This is a genomic window from Variovorax sp. P4_D9 (genome assembly GCF_056401695.1).
In genome coordinates this window covers 1-16,423 of record NZ_JBFUIU010000118.1, presented here as the reverse complement: position 1 = coordinate 16,423, position 16,423 = coordinate 1, and the positions used below count along the sequence as shown (strand labels likewise).

Sequence of the window (16,423 nt, the reverse complement as noted above, 5' to 3'; positions counted from 1 at the left end):
GGTCTTTCAAGACCGGCTCGGTGACGGTCCATTGGCCGTTGTCGTACTTGCTGAAGAAGCAGCTGTGGCGGCCGGTATGGCAGGCGATGCCGGGTTCGTGGCCCTGCTGCGTGACCTTTAGCAGCACCACGTCGTTGTCGCAATCGATCCGGATCTCGTGCACGGTCTGCACGTGGCCGGATTCCTCGCCCTTGAACCAGAGCCTCTTGCGCGAGCGGCTGAAGTACACGGCGCGGCCGGTCTCGGCCGTCTTGGTGAGCGCCTCGCGGTCCATCCAGGCGAACATCAGCACGTCGTTGCTGCCCTGCTCCTGCGCAATCACCGGCACCAGGCCGTTCGCGTCCCATTTCACTTCGTCGAGCCAGTTCATAGCGGGCTATTGTCGGTCACAGGCGCACCGGGATGCCGCGCGCAGCCATCCGAGCCTTGGCCTCGCCGACCGTGAACTCGCCGTAGTGGAAGATGCTGGCCGCCAGCACGGCATCGGCGCCGCCGGTCTGGATGCCGTCGGCCAGGTGCTCGAGGCTGCCGACGCCGCCCGAGGCGATCACCGGCACGCTGACGGCATCGCTCACTGCGCGCGTGAGTTCGAGGTCGAAACCACTCTTGGTGCCGTCGCGGTCCATGCTGGTCAGCAGGATCTCGCCGGCACCGCGGCGCGCCATCTCGACCGCCCACTGCACGGCGTCGAGGCCGGTGTTCTTGCGCCCGCCGTGACTGTAGACGTCCCAGCCGGGCCCGCGTCGCTCGGCGTCCTCGGGCGTGCGCCGCTTGGCGTCGATCGCCACCACGATGCACTGGGCGCCGTACTTCTGGGAGGCGTCCTCGATGACCTGGGGATTGGCGATCGCGGCCGAGTTGAAGCTGGTCTTGTCGGCGCCGGCATTGAGCAGCCGGCGGACGTCCGCCACCGTGCGCACGCCGCCGCCGACGGTCAGCGGAATGAAGACCTGGGACGCCACCGCCTCGATGATCGGCAGGATCAGGTCGCGGCCGTCGCTGGTGGCCGTGATGTCGAGGAAAGTCAGCTCGTCGGCGCCCTGCGCGTTGTAGCGGGCCGCGATCTCGACCGGGTCGCCGGCGTCGCGCAGTTCGACGAAATTGACGCCCTTGACGACGCGGCCGCCGGTGACGTCGAGACAGGGAATGATGCGTTTGGCAAGCATGGTGGGAGGGGAGCGATAGTGTTCAGGCGAGCTTGAGCTGTTGCCAGCCCTGCCAGTGGGCGCCAGGCGCCATCAGCACGGGTTCGTCGATGCGGGCGGCCTCGACGCAGAGCATGTGGCGCCAGCCGTCGTCGGGCAGGTCGTCGAGCCTGGCGGAGAGTTCCGGGCCCGGGTTCCAGACCACGGTCTCGGTGCAGCTCGCGCTTTGCGAGATCTCGAGTGTGCCCGAAGGCTGGACCAGCCGAAGCGGCCGGGCGGGCGCGGCGTAGACGCTGTCGAATTCGGTGCCGAAACCCAGTGCCGGCGCCATCTCGACATGCCGGTCGTCGCGCACCGCATCCCAGCGGTTGGCGCCCTGCAGGCCCTCGAGCCGGACCCGGGTGACATCATCGACCCGCAGGTAGCTGTGGAGGGCGGCCGCGAAGGGCCAGGGGTCGCTGCCCATGTTGTCGATCGACAGTTCGATGCGCAGCGCGTGCGGCGCCAGGGTCACGGCCAGGCGGGCCCGGAACGCATGCGGCCAGTGGGCGCGTGTGGCCGCGTCGTCGCGCAGCGCGAGCACGACGGTGTCGCGCCGGTTGTCGGGCTGCGCCTCGGCCGTCCAGGGGAGATTGCGGGCGAATCCGTGCTTGGGCAGCGAGCCTCGCTGGTTGAATTGCGGCCAGCAGACCGGCACGCCGCCGCGGATCGGGCTGCGGCCGTCGAAGCGGGCCTCGGGGCTCAGGTACAGCCGTTCGACGCCATCGGCGGTCATCCAGGACAACACGTGGGCGCCGTGCAGCGCTAAAGTGCAACTGTCGCCGCCGGGCAGCGCCAGCCGCACGGCCGGCTGGCCACGATAGGCAAGGGCTTGGATGGTCATGGCCCGATTCTAGGTTTGGCTGGCCGTTGCGGTTTTCCGGTCTCAGGTTTGGCGGCACGGATCGCTTCAGAACAACTCGTCACGAGGAGCCTCCATGCGCAGAAAGCTACCACCGGCGGCCTGGATCCTGATCGCGATGCTGATCGGGATCGGCATCGGCTACATGGTCTTCGTCAACTTCCCGGACAAGAAGACCGCCACCGAGATCGCGGGCTACATCTCGATCATGTCCGACGTGTTCCTGCGCCTGATCAAGATGCTGATCGGCCCGCTGGTGTTCTCGACCCTGGTGGTGGGCATCGCCCACATGGGCGACGCCGCCTCGGTCGGGCGGGTCTTCGGCAAGGCCCTGGGCTGGTTCATCACGGCCTCACTGATCTCGCTGGTGCTCGGCCTCATCATGGCCAATCTGCTGCAGCCGGGCCACAACCTGGGGCTGCCGCTGCCCGACATCGGCTCGTCGGCCAATCTCGCGACCTCGAAGTTCACGCTGAAGGATTTCGTCAGCCACGTGGTGCCAAAATCCTTCGTCGAGGCGATGGCCAACAACGAGATCCTGCAGATCGTGGTGTTCTCGATGTTCTTCGGGGTCGCCCTCGCCACGCTCGGCGAGAAGGCGCGAACGCTGATCAACGCCATCGACGAACTCTCGCACGCGATGCTGAAGATCACCGGCTACGTCATGAAGCTGGCGCCGCTGGCGGTGATGGCCGCAATGGCCGCGACGGTGGCGACCAATGGACTCGGCATCCTGCTCAAGTTCGCGGTCTTCATGGGCGGCTTCTACCTGAGCCTGTTCATGCTGTGGGGCTTGCTGGCGCTGGCCGGGCTCGTCTTTCTCGGACCGCGCATCCTGACCCTGCTGAAGCTGATCCGCGAGCCCTTCCTGCTGTCTTTCGCCACCGCCAGTTCCGAGGCGGCATATCCGAAGATCCTCATCGCGCTCGACCGCTTCGGCGTCACGCGCAAGATCTCCAGCTTCGTGATGCCGATGGGCTACTCGTTCAACCTCGACGGCTCGATGATGTACTGCACCTTCGCGGTGCTCTTCATCGCCCAGGCCTACGACATCCCGCTCTCGATCGGCACCCAGATCACCATGCTGCTGATCCTGATGCTGACCTCGAAGGGCATGGCCGGCGTGCCGCGGGCCTCCCTGGTGGTGATCGCCGCGACCCTGAACCAGTTCAACATCCCCGAAGCCGGGCTGCTGCTGATCCTCGGCGTCGACACCTTCCTGGACATGGGCCGATCCGCCACCAATGCGGTGGGCAACTCGATCGCCACGGCGGTGGTCGCCAAGTGGGAGGGCGAGTTGCTCTCCGAGAGCGACGCCGCGGCCAATGCGCGGACCATGGACGCCGAAAGCGACGCCACCCTCGCCCATCCGGCGCACGCCTGAGGTCCGCCATGACAGCCGTCCGGAACCTGGGGACCGCGGCCGTGCTGCTGGGCCTGCTGCTGGGCCCGGCACCCTCCGCGATCGCGCAATCCGACCCGACGCCCGTGGCGCCGGCAGCGCTCAGCGGAACCCTGGCCAAGGCGCGGGGCGCCGGCGCAGTCGTCATTGGCTACCGCGAGTCCTCGGTGCCGTTCTCCTTCCTGTCGCCGCGCAACGAACCGATCGGCTATTCGATCGAGCTGTGCAAGGCGCTGGTCGAGGCCATGAGCGACGCGGTTCACAAGACGCTGGCGATCCAATGGACGCCAGTGACGGCCGAGTCGCGCATCGATGCCGTCGCCAACGGGCAGGTCGACCTCGAATGCGGCTCGACCACCAGCAATCTCGAGCGCCAGAAGCGCGTCGCCTTCTCGCCGACGATTTTCGTCTCGGGCACCCGGCTGCTGGTCAAGAAGGGCTCGCCGATCCAGTCCTTCCGCGACCTGGCCGGCAAGCCGGTGGCCGTGACCCGCGGCACTACCAACGAGAAGACCCTGCGCGATCTGTCGCAGCGCTTCAAGCTGGGCCTGAACCTGCTGGTGTCGCGCGACCACGCCGAATCGTTCGAACTCGTGAAGACCGGCCAAGTGGAAGCCTTCGCGACCGACGAGGTGCTGCTGTACGGCCTGATCGCCCAGGATCGAGCCGGTGCCCAGGGCGCCAGCGCCTACCAGGTGGTCGGCGACTTTCTGTCTTACGACCCCTATGGCGTGATGTACCGCAAGGGCGATCCGCAAATGGCCAAGGTGGTCAACGACACCTTCCAGGCTCTGGCCGAGGATGGCGAGATCGAGCGCCAGTACAAACGCTGGTTCCTGCGCAAACTGCCGTCCGGAACCAGCCTCGACCTGCCGATGAGCCCGCAGCTCGAGACCCTGATCCAGACGATGGCGGTCAAGGCCGAGTAGCTGCTGCGGTCAGGAGGCGTCGGCGAGTTCGTCGGCGCGCGCCTGGGCAGCGGCGAAATCGAGGTCGCCTGAATAGATCGCACGGCCGCAGATCACGCCCTCGATGCCGTCCGCCTCGACCGCGCACAGCTTGTCGATGTCGGCCATGTTCGAGAGCCCGCCGGAAGCGATCACCGGGATGGTCAGCGCCTGGGCCAGCCGAACCGTGGCGTCGATGTTGATGCCCGACAGCATGCCGTCGCGGCCGATGTCGGTGTAGATGATCGATTCGACGCCGTAGTCCTCGAACTTCTTGCCAAGGTCGGCGACCTCGTGCCCGGTCAGCTTGCTCCAGCCGTCGGTGGCCACCTTGCCGTCCTTGGCGTCCAGGCCGACGATGATGTGGCCACCGAAGGCGCTGCAGGCGTCCTTCAGGAAGCCGGGGTTCTTGACGGCGGCGGTGCCGATGATCACGTAGCGCAGGCCGTCGTCGATGTAGCGCTCGATGGTGTCGAGGTCGCGGATGCCGCCCCCGAGCTGCACCGGGATGTCGTCGCCGACCGCGCGCAGGATCGCCTTGATCGCCGCATGGTTCTGCGGCTTGCCGGCAAAGGCGCCGTTCAGGTCGACCAGGTGCAGCCGGCGTGCGCCGGCTTCGAGCCACTTGCGCGCCATCGCGGCGGGGTCTTCGCTGAAAGTGGTGGACTGGTCCATATCGCCCTGCTTGAGGCGAACGCAGTGGCCATCTTTGAGGTCGATCGCAGGAATGAGGAGCATGGTGGTGCGGGATTGCGTGGCGTACGGAGGGGGACGGGGAGAGTAGACGGGGTAATGCGCGATGGTACCCAACCCGGCAAGCCCAACGAACGCAGGCCCGGGCCGAAGCGTGGAGGCGTTCAGTACGTCAGGGATTCCAGTGGAGGAAGTTTCGATAGAGCTGCAACCCGTGGTCCGCACTCTTCTCCGGGTGGAACTGGGTGGCAAAAATATTATCGCGTGCCAGGGCGGCGGTAAAGCGCTCGCCGTAGTCGGCTTCGCCGGCGCTGTGCGCTGGGTCGGCGGGCTCGGCGTAGAAACTGTGGACGAAATAGAAATAGCTCTGGTCGGGCACGCCGGCCCAGATTGGGTGTGCCCGCGTCTGCAGCACCTGGTTCCAGCCCATCTGAGGCACCTTGAAGCGGCTGCCGTCGGGCTGCAGCCGGCCTTCGAGCTCGAACTTGCGGACGTTGCCGGGGATCAGGCCCAGGCCATCGGTCGGGCCTTCGTCGCTGTGCGAGAGCAGCATCTGCATGCCGACGCAGACGCCGAACAGCGGCTTGCCGGCGGCGGCCTCGAGCACCGATTCAAGCAGGCCCGAGTCGGCCAGCTCGCGCATGCAATCGGGCATCGCGCCCTGCCCCGGCAGCACCACGCGGGTCGCCCGGCGCACCACATCGGGGTCGGAGGTGACGAACACCTCGACGCCGACTTGGTCGGCGGCGTGCTGCACGGCCTGGGAGACGGAGCGCAGGTTGCCCATGCCGTAGTCGACGACGGCGACGGTATTGGAGGTCATGAGAGGGTTCGGCGGCTCAGAGCGAGCCCTTCGTCGAGGGAATGACGCCGGCCGAGCGCGGGTCGAGCTCGAGCGCGGCCCGCAGCGCCCGGGCGAAGGCCTTGAAGACCGTTTCGCACTGGTGGTGCGCATTGACGCCCTTGAGGTTGTCGATGTGCAGGGTCACGAAGGCGTGGTTGGCGAAGCCGTGGAAGAATTCGTAGGTCAGCTGGCTGTCGAATGTGCCGATCATGCCGCTGGTGAAGGGGACGTGCATCACCAGGCCCGGGCGGCCCGAGAAATCGATCACAACACGGCTCAGCGCCTCGTCGAGCGGCACGTAGGCATGCCCATAGCGTCTGATGCCCTTCTTGTCGCCGACCGCCTTGGCCACCGCCTGGCCTAGCGTGATGCCGACATCCTCGACCGTGTGGTGGCCGTCGATGTGGAGGTCGCCCTGGCAGTCGATGTCGAGGTCGATGAGGCCGTGGCGGGCGATCTGGTCGAGCATGTGGTCGAAAAATCCGATGCCGGTCGACAGTTTCGCGCGGCCGGTGCCGTCGAGGTCGACCTTGACGGTGATCCGGGTTTCGGCGGTGTTGCGGGTGACGGAGGCCGAGCGCGCGCCGGCGGCGACGACGGCTTCGGGTGCCAGAGGGGTGTTCATAGTGAGGCTTCGAGGGCGGCGAGCAGCTGCGCGTTCTCGTCGGCGGTTCCGACCGTCAGACGCAGGCAGTTCGCGAGCAATGGGTGCATTTTAGAAACGTTCTTGACCAGCACGCCGCGAGCCTTCATGCCCTCGAAGGTTTTTGCCGCATCGGGCACCCGGCTCAGGATCATGTTGGCCTCGCTCGGCCAGATCTTGACCGCCGGCAGCCGGGCCAACCGCTCGGCCAATTCGGCGCGCTGGCTGCGAATCTCCGCCGCCTGGGCGTCGAACAGCTCGGCGTGCTCGAGCGCGAACAGCGCGCATTCGCAGTTGAGGACGCTGATGTTGTAGGGCGGGCGGACCTTGTCGACCTCCGCCACCAGCGCCGCCGGCCCCATCAGGTAGCCCAGGCGGACCCCGGCGAGGCCGAACTTGCTGAGCGTTCGCATCAGCAGCACGTGGCCGTGGCGTGCCACGCGATCGATGTAGCTGCGGGCCGCGAAGGGCTGGTAGGCCTCGTCGATGACCACCAGCCCGCCCTGCGCGCCCTGCGCTTCGACGATCTTCTCGATCACCGCGTCGTCCCAGAGGTTGGCGGTCGGGTTGTTCGGGTAGGCCAGGAAGACGACGGCCGGCTTCTCGCTGGCGACGGCGTCGAGCATCGCGCCCTCGTCGAGCTCGAAATCGGCGGAAAGCGGCACGCCGACGAAGCGCAGTCCCTGCAGTTGGGCGCTCATCGCGTACATCACGAAACCAGGCACCGGCGCCAGGATCGTGGCGCCAGGCAGGTCACAGGCGATCGCCAGCAGGGAGATCAGCTCGTCCGAGCCGTTGCCGAGTATCAGCGCGAACCCTTCGGGCATGCCGGCATGCGCGGCCAGCGCGCGCTGCAGGTCGGCGCCGCGCTCGCCCGGATAGCGGTTCAGCGCCAGCGCGCCCAGCCGCTGGCCGAGCGCCGCCTGCAGCGCCGGTGGCAGGCCGTGGGGGTTCTCCATGGCATCGAGCTTGATCAGGCCGCGGGCGTCCTGTACCGCATAGGCGTGCATGGACTGGACGTCGGCGCGGATCCGCGCCAATGCGCGGCGGGTGGTGTCGGTGGCGGTCATGTCGAGTTCAGTTGCAGCGAAAGCTGTTGCGCAAGGCGGCCGAGAGCACCAGTTGCACCGGCATGTCGGCTTCGTAGCTGTCGGCGTTGCGCGCCAGTTCGGTTTGATACAGGGAGCGCGCCATCGCGGGCTCGAGCCGGCGGCCGTTGACGCAGAAGAGAGGCCTCTGGCCGGCGCGCTGCTCGGCCTCGTTGGCTTCGCGCAGGCCTTCCATGACGCCGACCAGGTAGTAGTTGGCGTAGAGCTTGCCGTCCTGCTCGTTGGCTTCGAGCGTGCGCAGTTCGCGGATCGACATCGCCTGCGCGATCGACGGAATCGCGATCAGCAGCAGCGCGCAAGCCGCGGCGCTGCGAAGGCCCTGCGCTAGGCGCGCCGGCGCGGCTTGATCAAGACGCATGGGTTTCCTGCAAAGACACTCTCGCCCGCCAGGTCGCGGGTCACGACCGAGCGCGCGCCGACCACGGCGCCATCGCCGATCGTGACGCCCGGCGCGACGAAGCACTCCGCGGCCAGCCAGACGCCGTCGCCGACCCGGATATCGTCCCAGATCAGGGGAAAGCTCGGATCGTTGTAGTCGTGGGTGCCGGTGCAAAGCCACACCCTTTGCGATACGCAGCAGTTCTTGCCGATGCGGACCTCGCCATAGTTGTAGATCTCGACGCCCTCTCCGATCGCGGTGTAGTCGCCGATGTGGAGGTTCCAGGGCATCAGCACCTTGACGCCGGCACTGACCAGCGTGCGCTCGCCGATCTGCGCCCCGAACGAGCGCAGCAGGAAGATCCGCAGCGGCGACAGCGGGCGGCCGCCGATGCGGCTGAACAGAGCCCACACCAGCATCCAGCAGGCGCGCCGCAGCTTCTCGCCGGCGCTCCAGGGGTGCCTGCTGYTGTTCTTGAGATCCATGCCGCCCTGTGTCATGGCCTGGCGTCGCGCAATCGCATTTCGGCCGCCCGCGCGTGCGCCTGCAGGCCTTCGCCGTGCGCCAGTACCGAGGCCACCCGGCCGAGCGACTGGGCGCCCTCCTCGCTGACCTCGATCAGGCTCGATCGCTTCTGGAAATCGTAGACGCCGAGCGGCGAACTGAAGCGCGCCGTGCCGCTGGTGGGCAACACGTGGTTCGGGCCGGCGCAGTAGTCGCCCAGGCTCTCGCTGGTGAAGGCGCCGAGGAAGATGGCGCCGGCGTGCCGCAGCAGCGGCTCCCAGCGGTGCGGTTCGCTGCTGCTGACTTCGAGGTGCTCGGGGGCGATGCGGTTGCTGATCTCGCAGGCTTCTTCCATGCTGCGGGTGTGGATCAGCGCGCCCCGGCCGTTGAGCGAGGCGGCGATGATCCCGGCCCTCGGCATCGCGGGCAGCAGGCGGTCAATTTCCTGTTGCACGCGCTCGATGTAGCCGGCGTCGGGGCAGAGCAGGATGCTCTGCGCGAGCTCGTCGTGCTCGGCCTGGCTGAACAGGTCCATCGCCACCCAGTCGGGCGGCGTGCTGCCGTCGGCCAGCACCAGGATCTCGCTCGGGCCGGCGATCATGTCAATCCCAACGGTGCCGAATACGCGGCGCTTGGCGGCCGCCACGTAGGCGTTGCCTGGTCCGGTGATCTTGTCGACCGCCGGAATCGTCGCCGTGCCGTAGGCCAGCGCCGCCACGGCCTGGGCGCCGCCGATCGTGAAGGCGCGCGTGACGCCCGCGACGTGGGCGGCAGCCAGCACCAGCGGATTCTTCTCGCCGCCCGGCGTGGGAACCACCATGATGATCTCGCCGACGCCGGCCACGTGCGCCGGGATCGCGTTCATCAAGACGCTCGACGGATAGGCGGCCTTGCCGCCCGGAACGTAGATACCGACACGGTCCAGCGGCGTCACCTTCTGGCCCAGAAGCGTGCCGTCGGCATCGCGGTAGCTCCAGCTTTCGCCGCTGGCCTTCTTCTGGGCCTCGTGGTAGCTCCTGACGCGGCTTGCCGCGGCCTCGAGCGCATCCTTCTGCGCCGCCGGCAGAGACTCGAAGGCGGCGCGCAACTCGAGGGCCGTGAGTTCCAGCGCCGGCATGCCGTCGACGTCGAGGCGGTCGAAGCGCCGCGTGTAGTCGAGCACTGCCTTGTCGCCCCGGCACTGCACGTCGGCCAGGATGTCGGCCACCACCTGCTCGATGGCCGCATCCGCTTCGGCGGACCAATGCAGGCGCGCCTTGAACTCGGCCTCGAAGGCGGCCGAAGTGGTGGACAGGCGGGCGGGTGCGGCTTTCAGGTTCATTTCGATGTCGGAATGGCCGATGCGAAGGCATCGACGATGCGGCGAATGGCCTCCTGCTTGAGCTTGAGCGCCGCCTGGTTGACCACCAGCCGGGCGCTGATGTCCATGATGCGCTCGACCTCGACCAGCTGGTTGGCCTTGAGGGTGTTGCCGGTCGAGACCAGGTCGACGATCGCGTCGGCCAGGCCGGTGAGCGGCGCCAGCTCCATGCTGCCATAGAGCTTGATCAGGTCCACGTGCACGCCCTTGCTGGCGAAGAATTCGCGCGCCAAGCCGACGTACTTGGTCGCCACCATGAGGCGCGAGCCCTGCTTCACGGCCGAAGCGTAGTCGTAGTCGGCGCGCACCGCCACGCTCAAGCGGCAGGCCGCAATGCGCAGGTCGAGCGGCTGGTAGAGCCCCTGGTTGCCATGCTCGAGCAGCACGTCGAGCCCGGTCACCCCGAGATCGGCGCCGCCGTACTGCACGTAGGTCGGCACGTCGGAGGCGCGCACCAGCACCACGCGGACATCGGGCCGGGTGGTGTCGAGGATCAGCTTGCGCGACTTCTCGGGGTCCTCGGTCACYTCGATGCCGGCCGCAGCCAGCAGCGGCAGGGTTTCCTCGAAGATCCGGCCCTTCGACAGCGCCAGCGTGATCACGGCTGTACCTCGGCCGCTCCGGCGACCCGCTCGATGTCGGCGCCAAGGCCGCGCAGCTTGCCTTCCATGCGGTCGTAGCCGCGGTCCAGGTGGTAGATGCGGTCGACCAGGGTCTCGCCGTCGGCCACCAGGCCGGCAATCACGAGGCTGGCCGAGGCGCGCAGGTCGGTCGCCATTACGGTGGCGCCGGAGAGCTGAGCGACGCCCTCGATCACCGCCACCTTGCCGTCGGTCTGGATCTTGGCGCCCAGGCGCAGCATCTCGTCGACGTGCATGAAACGGTTCTCGAAGATCGTCTCGGTCACGGTCGAGGTGCCCTCGGCGATCGCATTGAGCGCCATGAACTGGGCCTGCATATCGGTCGGGAAGCCCGGATATTCGGTGGTGCGGAAGCTCTGGGCCTTGAGCCGGCCCTGGCTCTGCACGCGGATGCCGCCGTCGATCGCCGACACCTGGGCGCCGGCTTCGCGCAGCTTCTCGATCACGGCGTCGAGATGGTCGGCCCGGCCATGCTTCAGGAACACGTCGCCGCCGGCCGCGGCCACGGCGCACAGGAAGGTGCCGGCCTCGATCCGGTCGGCGACCACCTGGTGGGTGCAGCCGACGAGCCGCGCCACCCCCTGGATGCGGATGCGGCTGGTGCCATGGCCTTCGATCTTCGCGCCCATGGCGATCAGCATCTCCGCCAGGTCGGCGATCTCGGGCTCCTGGGCGGCGTTCTCGAGAACGGTCTCGCCCTCGGCCAGCGCCGCGGCCATGAGGAAGTTCTCGGTGCCGGTGACGGTCACCATGTCGGTCGTGATGCGGGCGCCATGCAGGCGCTCGCGGCCGCCGCCGATGCGCGCCACCATGTAGCCGTGCTCGACCACGATCTCGGCACCCATGGCCTGCAGGCCCTTGATGTGCTGGTCGACCGGACGCGAACCGATCGCGCAGCCGCCCGGCAGCGAGACCTTGGCCCGGCCGAAGCGAGCCAGCAGCGGACCGAGCGCGAGCACCGAGGCCCGCATCGTCTTGACCAGTTCGTAGGGCGCCTCGGGCACCTCGAGCGATCGCGCATCGATGCGCACCGTGCCGTTGTCATCGCGTTCGGCGCTGACGCCCATGTTGTGGACCAGCTTGAGCATGGTCGCGACATCCTTCAGGCGCGGCACGTTGTGCAGCGTCACCGGACGGTCGGTCAGCAGGGCTGCGCACAACTCGGGCAGCGCCGCGTTCTTGGCGCCGGAAATGAGTACCTCGCCGCGGAGCTTGCGCCCGCCGCGAATCAGGAGTTTGTCCATGAGGAATCCAGCGAAAAATCTAGCGGTTCTGGCCTGCCCACTCGGCAGGCGTGAAGGTTTTCATCGAGAGCGCATGCACTTCGTCGGTGTGCATTTTCGCACCCAGGGTGGCATAGACCCGCTGATGCCGCTGGATGGGGCGCTTGCCCTCGAACTCGGACGAGACGATGGTCGCATACCAGTGGCGGCCATCGCCCTCGAGCGTGATGTGGTCGCAGGCCAGGCCGGCCTCGATGATCGATTGAAGTTCTTCGGCGGTCATGTCAGGGTCTCATCCACGGATTTTGTAGCCGATGCGCAGCAGGTGGACCGCAATGGCGCTCACCACCAGCCAGGCACCGCCGACGATCGCCAGGCTCAGCCAGGGCGACGTATCGCTGACGCCGAAGAAGCCGTACCGGAAGCCATCGATCATGTAGAAGAAGGGGTTCAGGTGGCTCACGGCCTGCCAGAAGGGCGGCAGCGAGCCGATCGAATAGAACACGCCGGACAGGAAGGTCATCGGCATGATCAGGAAGTTCTGGAACACCGCCATCTGGTCGAACTTCTCGGCCCACAGTCCGGCGATCAGGCCCAGCGTGCCCAGGATGGCGGCGCCCAGGAAGGCGAACACCAGGATCCAGAGTGGCGCCACGAAGCCCGGCATGGCGAAGAAGGCGGTCACCACGAACACGCCCAGGCCCACCGCCAGTCCGCGCACGATGGACGATCCGACGTAGGCGAAGAACCAGCCCCAGTGGGACAGCGGCGTCAGCAGCACGAACACCAGGCTGCCCATGATCTTGCTCTGGATGATCGACGACGAACTGTTGGCGAAGGCATTCTGGAGCACGCTCATCATCACCAGTCCGGGCACCAGGAAGGCGGTGTAGCTCACCGTGCCGAAGACCTTGACGTGGTCCTCGAGCACGTGGCCGAAGACCATCAGGTAGAGCACCGCGGTCAGCACCGGGGCGCCGACGGTCTGGAAGCCGACCTTCCAGAAGCGCAGCGTTTCCTTGTAGAGGAGCGCCCGCCACCCGAGCGCATTGATCATCATCTAGCCACCTCCAGCGGCGTCTGCTCGCCCGCCATCAGATCGATGAAGACGTCCTCGAGGTCGGCCTTGCGCATCTCGACGTCCTCGACATCGAGGCCGGCTTCACGGATCGCGGCCAGCAGCTGCTCGACCTCGTGGGCGTTCTGCGCCGGCAGCTGCACGATGCGGCCGGTGATTCGGGCGTGCTGGGCGATCGACCAGGGCAGCAGGCCGTCGGTCTTGAAGCGCAGCACATTGCTGGCGGCCGAGCGCAGCAGTTCGCTGGTGCGATCGAGCGCGATCACGCGGCCCTGCTTGAGCATGGCGATGCGATGGCACAGCGCCTCGGCTTCTTCGAGATAGTGGGTGGTCAGGAGCACCGTGCTGCCCTGCTTGTTGAGCTTGGCCACGAACTGCCACAGTGTCTGGCGCAGCTCGACGTCGACGCCTGCGGTGGGCTCGTCCAGCACGATCACCGGCGGCTTGTGGACCAGCGCCTGCGCGACTAGGACGCGCCGCTTCATGCCGCCGGAGAGCTGGCGCATGTTGGCGTTCGCCTTGTCGGCCAGGCCAAGGCTTTGCAGCAGCTCGTCGATCCAGGCGTCGTTGTTCCGGATACCGAAATAGCCCGACTGGATGCGCAGCGCCTCTCGGACATTGAAGAAAGGGTCGAAGACCAGCTCCTGCGGCACAACGCCGAGATGGCGGCGCGCCTGCGCGTAGTCCTTCTGGACGTCGAATTCATGGACCCGGATGGTGCCGCTGGTCGGCCGGGACAGGCCGGCGAGCATGCTGATCAGGGTGGTCTTGCCGGCGCCGTTCGGGCCCAGCAGGCCGAAGAACTCGCCTTCCTCGATCTGGAACGTCACATCGTCGACGGCTCGGAGCCCAGATTTGCCCTGGTTTCTTTGCTGGCGTGAAGGGGGGTAGGTCTTGAAGACCGATTGGAAGGAGATCGCGGGCATGGGAACCCGCCATTTTATGCGGCAGCCGGTTTTCTAGGGCGCGGCTGGCAAAAGGCCTGCGATTCCGTACAGCGCGGCCAACTCGCGCAAGCGCGCCGGCAGCCCCTTGACCGCGAAGCCGCGGCCCAGCGCGCTGGACTCGCGCCGGCACTCGAGAAGCACCGCCAGCGCCGAGGAGTCGAACTGGACCAGGGCGCTGGCATCGACCACGGTGCCGGTGTCGGTCTGCCCGGCCAGCCCCTGCTGGAGCATGTAAGCGCAGGCAGGCGCTTCGTCGTGCGTCAACTTGGGGGGCAGCACCAACATCGCCGACTCAGCTCTTGCCGTTGTTCTTGTTGCGCGCCTCGAGCGCGGCGATCAGCCCGTCGATGCCCTTGCTGTTGATCTGCTGGGCGAACTGGGTGCGGTAGGTATCCACCAGCCACACGCCCAGCACGTTGATGTTGTAGATCTTCCAGCCGCCGGCCTCACCAGGGGTCTTCTCGAGCCGATAGTCGAGCTGCACCGGGTCGCCGCTGCCCTTGACTTCGGTGCGCACCAGCACTTCCTTGTCATCGGGCGAGCCTCGGAAGGGGCGCACGCTCACGGTCTGGTCGCTGACCTGGTCGAGCGCGCCCGCGTAGGTACGGACCAGCAGGGTCTTGAACTCTTGCTCGAGCCGCTTCTGCTGCTCCGGCGTGGCCTGGCGCCAGGCCGGACCGACGGCCGATGAGGTCATCCGCTGGAAATCCACGTTCGGCATGATCTTGCTGTCGACCAATTGCATGATCTTGCCGACGTCGCCGGCCKTGATCGACTTGTCGGCCTTGATGGTGTCCAGCACGTCCGAAGACAGGCGCTTCACCAGGACATCGGGCGCCTCGTCGGCGGCCCGCGCCGCCGGCGCGTATCCAACCGCAGCGCCCACCAGCAGCAGGCCGGCGAGCGCCAGTCGTCCCAAGGCGCGGCGTTGAAGTTTCTGGTTCATCGATTCAATCCCTTGTATCAAAAGTCGGGCAAACGCCCTGACGGGTTGGAGCCCGCCACACCGGCGGGGTTCCACGGCGGGCACCAGCTGCTGCGATCGAATGCAACGAAGCCGGATCGGGCCCGACCGCCCCCTAGTTGCCGTCGTCGGGCGGATTCCCATCGTGAACTTCACTGCGTCGACGCTGCAGGAAGGCATCACGGGTGAAGGTGTATCGGTCGAGCGCCGCGTCCTCGAGCAACTGGCCCACGCGCAGCAGGTTGGCGCGGATGTCGATCAGGCGCAGAGCGTACATCGAATTGCGCACCGGGATGTCGGCGATGTGATTGACCAGGTCACCCTGCACATCAACCGGCAGCGCCGCAGTGTCGCGTAGGGTCGACGGGCCGAGGAGCGGCAGAACGATGTAGGGGCCCGCCGGAACACCCCAGCGGCCCAGCGTCTGGCCGAAGTCCTCGCTGTGGCGGTCGATGCCGAGCTCGGTGGCCACGTCCAGCACGCCRCCGAGGCCGAAGACCGTGTTGACGTTGACGCGCATGAAGGTCTGGGCACTGTCCTGGAGCTTCAGCTGGGCCACGCTGTTGGCAAAACTCCAGACGTCCGACAGATTGCCGAAGAAGTTGTTCACGCCGGTGCGGATCGGCGAGGGCAGGACCTTGACATAGACCGTCGCGGCCGGCTTCAGCAGCGCGTCGTCGAGCGCGTTGTTGAAGCGATAGACCTGTCGATTGAGCGGCTCCAGCGGGTCCGCGGGGTTGGCGTTCGGGCCGGTCGCACAACCGGCGGCGAGAACGAGGGCGCCAGCGGCAAGTGTCGCACGTACGCGGGTGGCGACACGGGCGCGCGCGGGCGAGCCGTCGAAAGGAGATCGTGGTTTCATTTCTTGTTGTTGGCGGGGACGGGGCCGGACGGAGTGCTTCCTTCTGCCGCCTTGCTGTACAGGAACTGGCTGATCAGATTTTCCAGCACGACGGCTGATTGGGTATCGGTCACGACATCGCCGGCTTGAAGGGTCTTTTCGTCTGCGCCGGCTTCGATGCCGATGTACTGCTCGCCAAGCAGGCCGCTGGTCAGGATCTTGAAGGAACTGTCCTTGGGGAAACTGTAGCGGTTTTGCAGCGCCAGCGTCACGGCCGCCTGGAAAGTCTTGTCGTCGAACGTGACGGATTCGACGCGTCCGACAACCACCCCGGCGCTTTTGACTGCCGTCTGGGCCTTGAGGCCGCCGATGTTGTCGAAGCGCGCGGTCACGTTGTAGGTCTTCTGGAAGTTCAGGCCCAGCAGGTTGGCCGACTGCAGCGCCAGGAAAAGAAGCGCTGCGCCGCCGATCAGCACGAACAGGCCGACCCAGATGTCATTGTTGGAACGTTGCATGTGTTGCACTCTCTCTGAACGTTGGGCCTAGATGCTGAACATCATGGCGGTCAGCATGAAATCGAGTCCGAGGACGGTGAGCGAGGCGACCACCACGGTACGCGTGGTGGCGCGCGACACGCCCTCGGGCGTCGGCTGCGACTGGTAGCCCTGCAGCAGCGCGATGAAGGTCACGGCGACACCGAAGACGAAGCTCTTGACGACGCCGTTGCCGACGTCGCGCCAAACATCGACGCCACCCTGCATCTGGCCCCAGAAGGCCCCGGGGTCGACCCCCAGCATCAGGA

The 16,423-nt window shown here is 66.9% G+C and carries 22 protein-coding genes; 2 read left to right on the top strand and 20 right to left on the bottom strand.

All coding sequences use genetic code 11. From position 1 onward, the window contains the following. The 3 genes from hisI to AC1DY5_RS15345 all read right to left on the bottom strand — a co-directional run. Positions 1 to 370 (bottom strand): phosphoribosyl-AMP cyclohydrolase (hisI, locus tag AC1DY5_RS15355; RefSeq protein ID WP_478112590.1); only part of this gene is annotated, 370 nt, incomplete at its 3' end. A 16-nt stretch (positions 371 to 386) separates the two neighbouring features. Further along, positions 387 to 1,166, bottom strand: coding sequence for an imidazole glycerol phosphate synthase subunit HisF (gene hisF / locus AC1DY5_RS15350; protein WP_478112588.1), 780 nt, complete (start codon positions 1,164 to 1,166; stop codon positions 387 to 389). A gap of 22 nt (positions 1,167 to 1,188) precedes the next feature. Next, entirely contained in the window at positions 1,189 to 2,028 is an 840-nt protein-coding gene (locus AC1DY5_RS15345) for a D-hexose-6-phosphate mutarotase (RefSeq protein WP_478112586.1), read from the bottom strand. Positions 2,029 to 2,122: 94 nt separating this feature from the next. On the opposite strand from AC1DY5_RS15345, the gene AC1DY5_RS15340 reads away from it, so the two are divergent. Further along, the gene (locus AC1DY5_RS15340; RefSeq protein ID WP_478112584.1) at positions 2,123 to 3,430 is read left to right on the top strand and encodes a dicarboxylate/amino acid:cation symporter; all 1,308 of its coding nucleotides are present in this window, start codon (positions 2,123 to 2,125) and stop codon (positions 3,428 to 3,430) included. A gap of 8 nt (positions 3,431 to 3,438) precedes the next feature. After that, the gene (locus AC1DY5_RS15335; protein WP_478112582.1) at positions 3,439 to 4,377 is read left to right on the top strand and encodes an amino acid ABC transporter substrate-binding protein; all 939 of its coding nucleotides are present in this window, start codon (positions 3,439 to 3,441) and stop codon (positions 4,375 to 4,377) included. 9 nt (positions 4,378 to 4,386) lie between these two features. Here the strand turns inward: AC1DY5_RS15335 and hisA are convergent, their stop codons facing one another. The 17 genes from hisA to AC1DY5_RS15250 form a co-directional block, all read right to left on the bottom strand. Continuing rightward, entirely contained in the window at positions 4,387 to 5,133 is a 747-nt protein-coding gene (gene hisA, locus AC1DY5_RS15330) for a 1-(5-phosphoribosyl)-5-[(5-phosphoribosylamino)methylideneamino]imidazole-4-carboxamide isomerase (protein ID WP_478112580.1), read from the bottom strand. Positions 5,134 to 5,260: 127 nt separating this feature from the next. Next, positions 5,261 to 5,911: an imidazole glycerol phosphate synthase subunit HisH gene (hisH, locus tag AC1DY5_RS15325; RefSeq protein ID WP_478112578.1), complete on the bottom strand. Its 651-nt coding sequence runs from the start codon at positions 5,909 to 5,911 to the stop codon at positions 5,261 to 5,263. A gap of 16 nt (positions 5,912 to 5,927) precedes the next feature. Beyond that, positions 5,928 to 6,557 carry an imidazoleglycerol-phosphate dehydratase HisB gene (hisB, locus tag AC1DY5_RS15320; protein ID WP_478112576.1) on the bottom strand — a complete coding sequence of 210 codons (630 nt, stop codon included), beginning with the start codon at positions 6,555 to 6,557 and terminating at the stop codon, positions 5,928 to 5,930. Next, the gene (gene hisC, locus AC1DY5_RS15315) at positions 6,554 to 7,645 is read right to left on the bottom strand and encodes a histidinol-phosphate transaminase (RefSeq protein ID WP_478112574.1); all 1,092 of its coding nucleotides are present in this window, start codon (positions 7,643 to 7,645) and stop codon (positions 6,554 to 6,556) included. Before hisC ends, hisB begins: the two co-directional genes overlap by 4 nt. Before the next feature lie 7 nt (positions 7,646 to 7,652). Continuing rightward, a complete protein-coding gene (locus tag AC1DY5_RS15310; protein WP_478112572.1) occupies positions 7,653 to 8,042 on the bottom strand; it encodes a hypothetical protein in 390 nt (129 codons plus the stop codon). After that, on the bottom strand, positions 8,009 to 8,548 hold the full coding sequence (locus AC1DY5_RS15305) for a WcaF family extracellular polysaccharide biosynthesis acetyltransferase (protein WP_478112570.1): 540 nt from the start codon (positions 8,546 to 8,548) through the stop codon (positions 8,009 to 8,011). Before AC1DY5_RS15305 ends, AC1DY5_RS15310 begins: the two co-directional genes overlap by 34 nt. A gap of 11 nt (positions 8,549 to 8,559) precedes the next feature. Beyond that, positions 8,560 to 9,888 carry a histidinol dehydrogenase gene (gene hisD, locus AC1DY5_RS15300; RefSeq protein WP_478112568.1) on the bottom strand — a complete coding sequence of 443 codons (1,329 nt, stop codon included), beginning with the start codon at positions 9,886 to 9,888 and terminating at the stop codon, positions 8,560 to 8,562. Then, positions 9,885 to 10,529: an ATP phosphoribosyltransferase gene (hisG, locus tag AC1DY5_RS15295; RefSeq protein WP_478112566.1), complete on the bottom strand. Its 645-nt coding sequence runs from the start codon at positions 10,527 to 10,529 to the stop codon at positions 9,885 to 9,887. Before hisG ends, hisD begins: the two co-directional genes overlap by 4 nt. Next, positions 10,526 to 11,812 carry a UDP-N-acetylglucosamine 1-carboxyvinyltransferase gene (murA, locus tag AC1DY5_RS15290; protein WP_478112564.1) on the bottom strand — a complete coding sequence of 429 codons (1,287 nt, stop codon included), beginning with the start codon at positions 11,810 to 11,812 and terminating at the stop codon, positions 10,526 to 10,528. The genes hisG and murA overlap by 4 nt, the downstream gene beginning before the upstream one ends. Before the next feature lie 19 nt (positions 11,813 to 11,831). Then, positions 11,832 to 12,074 carry a BolA family protein gene (locus AC1DY5_RS15285; RefSeq protein WP_478112562.1) on the bottom strand — a complete coding sequence of 81 codons (243 nt, stop codon included), beginning with the start codon at positions 12,072 to 12,074 and terminating at the stop codon, positions 11,832 to 11,834. 9 nt (positions 12,075 to 12,083) lie between these two features. After that, positions 12,084 to 12,848: an ABC transporter permease gene (locus tag AC1DY5_RS15280; protein WP_478112592.1), complete on the bottom strand. Its 765-nt coding sequence runs from the start codon at positions 12,846 to 12,848 to the stop codon at positions 12,084 to 12,086. Then, positions 12,848 to 13,795 (bottom strand): ABC transporter ATP-binding protein, encoded by a 948-nt coding sequence (locus tag AC1DY5_RS15275; RefSeq protein ID WP_478112560.1) that lies wholly within the window; start codon positions 13,793 to 13,795, stop codon positions 12,848 to 12,850. Before AC1DY5_RS15275 ends, AC1DY5_RS15280 begins: the two co-directional genes overlap by 1 nt. A gap of 33 nt (positions 13,796 to 13,828) precedes the next feature. Further along, positions 13,829 to 14,101, bottom strand: a complete 273-nt coding sequence (locus AC1DY5_RS15270; protein WP_478112558.1) for an STAS domain-containing protein — start codon at positions 14,099 to 14,101, stop codon at positions 13,829 to 13,831. 7 nt (positions 14,102 to 14,108) lie between these two features. Continuing rightward, on the bottom strand, positions 14,109 to 14,762 hold the full coding sequence (locus tag AC1DY5_RS15265) for an MlaC/ttg2D family ABC transporter substrate-binding protein (protein ID WP_478112556.1): 654 nt from the start codon (positions 14,760 to 14,762) through the stop codon (positions 14,109 to 14,111). 133 nt (positions 14,763 to 14,895) lie between these two features. Beyond that, positions 14,896 to 15,642, bottom strand: a complete 747-nt coding sequence (locus AC1DY5_RS15260; RefSeq protein WP_478112554.1) for an MlaA family lipoprotein — start codon at positions 15,640 to 15,642, stop codon at positions 14,896 to 14,898. Beyond that, positions 15,639 to 16,136: an outer membrane lipid asymmetry maintenance protein MlaD gene (gene mlaD / locus AC1DY5_RS15255; RefSeq protein ID WP_478112552.1), complete on the bottom strand. Its 498-nt coding sequence runs from the start codon at positions 16,134 to 16,136 to the stop codon at positions 15,639 to 15,641. Before mlaD ends, AC1DY5_RS15260 begins: the two co-directional genes overlap by 4 nt. 27 nt (positions 16,137 to 16,163) lie before the next feature. Further along, on the bottom strand, positions 16,164 to 16,423 hold a 260-nt coding region (locus AC1DY5_RS15250; protein ID WP_478112550.1), incomplete at its 5' end, for an ABC transporter permease.

What these genes read in the sequence shown, in the direction of transcription:
- hisF (WP_478112588.1), bottom strand. Translation starts at nt 1,166, where the DNA reads ATGCTTGCCAAACGCATCATTCCCTGTCTCGACGTCACCGGCGGCCGC.
- AC1DY5_RS15345 (WP_478112586.1), bottom strand. Translation starts at nt 2,028, where the DNA reads ATGACCATCCAAGCCCTTGCCTATCGTGGCCAGCCGGCCGTGCGGCTG.
- AC1DY5_RS15340 (WP_478112584.1), top strand. Translation starts at nt 2,123, where the DNA reads ATGCGCAGAAAGCTACCACCGGCGGCCTGGATCCTGATCGCGATGCTG.
- AC1DY5_RS15335 (WP_478112582.1), top strand. Translation starts at nt 3,439, where the DNA reads ATGACAGCCGTCCGGAACCTGGGGACCGCGGCCGTGCTGCTGGGCCTG.
- hisA (WP_478112580.1), bottom strand. Translation starts at nt 5,133, where the DNA reads ATGCTCCTCATTCCTGCGATCGACCTCAAAGATGGCCACTGCGTTCGC.
- hisH (WP_478112578.1), bottom strand. Translation starts at nt 5,911, where the DNA reads ATGACCTCCAATACCGTCGCCGTCGTCGACTACGGCATGGGCAACCTG.
- hisB (WP_478112576.1), bottom strand. Translation starts at nt 6,557, where the DNA reads ATGAACACCCCTCTGGCACCCGAAGCCGTCGTCGCCGCCGGCGCGCGC.
- hisC (WP_478112574.1), bottom strand. Translation starts at nt 7,645, where the DNA reads ATGACCGCCACCGACACCACCCGCCGCGCATTGGCGCGGATCCGCGCC.
- AC1DY5_RS15310 (WP_478112572.1), bottom strand. Translation starts at nt 8,042, where the DNA reads ATGCGTCTTGATCAAGCCGCGCCGGCGCGCCTAGCGCAGGGCCTTCGC.
- hisD (WP_478112568.1), bottom strand. Translation starts at nt 9,888, where the DNA reads ATGAACCTGAAAGCCGCACCCGCCCGCCTGTCCACCACTTCGGCCGCC.
- murA (WP_478112564.1), bottom strand. Translation starts at nt 11,812, where the DNA reads ATGGACAAACTCCTGATTCGCGGCGGGCGCAAGCTCCGCGGCGAGGTA.
- AC1DY5_RS15285 (WP_478112562.1), bottom strand. Translation starts at nt 12,074, where the DNA reads ATGACCGCCGAAGAACTTCAATCGATCATCGAGGCCGGCCTGGCCTGC.
- AC1DY5_RS15280 (WP_478112592.1), bottom strand. Translation starts at nt 12,848, where the DNA reads ATGATCAATGCGCTCGGGTGGCGGGCGCTCCTCTACAAGGAAACGCTG.
- AC1DY5_RS15275 (WP_478112560.1), bottom strand. Translation starts at nt 13,795, where the DNA reads ATGCCCGCGATCTCCTTCCAATCGGTCTTCAAGACCTACCCCCCTTCA.
- AC1DY5_RS15270 (WP_478112558.1), bottom strand. Translation starts at nt 14,101, where the DNA reads ATGTTGGTGCTGCCCCCCAAGTTGACGCACGACGAAGCGCCTGCCTGC.
- mlaD (WP_478112552.1), bottom strand. Translation starts at nt 16,136, where the DNA reads ATGCAACGTTCCAACAATGACATCTGGGTCGGCCTGTTCGTGCTGATC.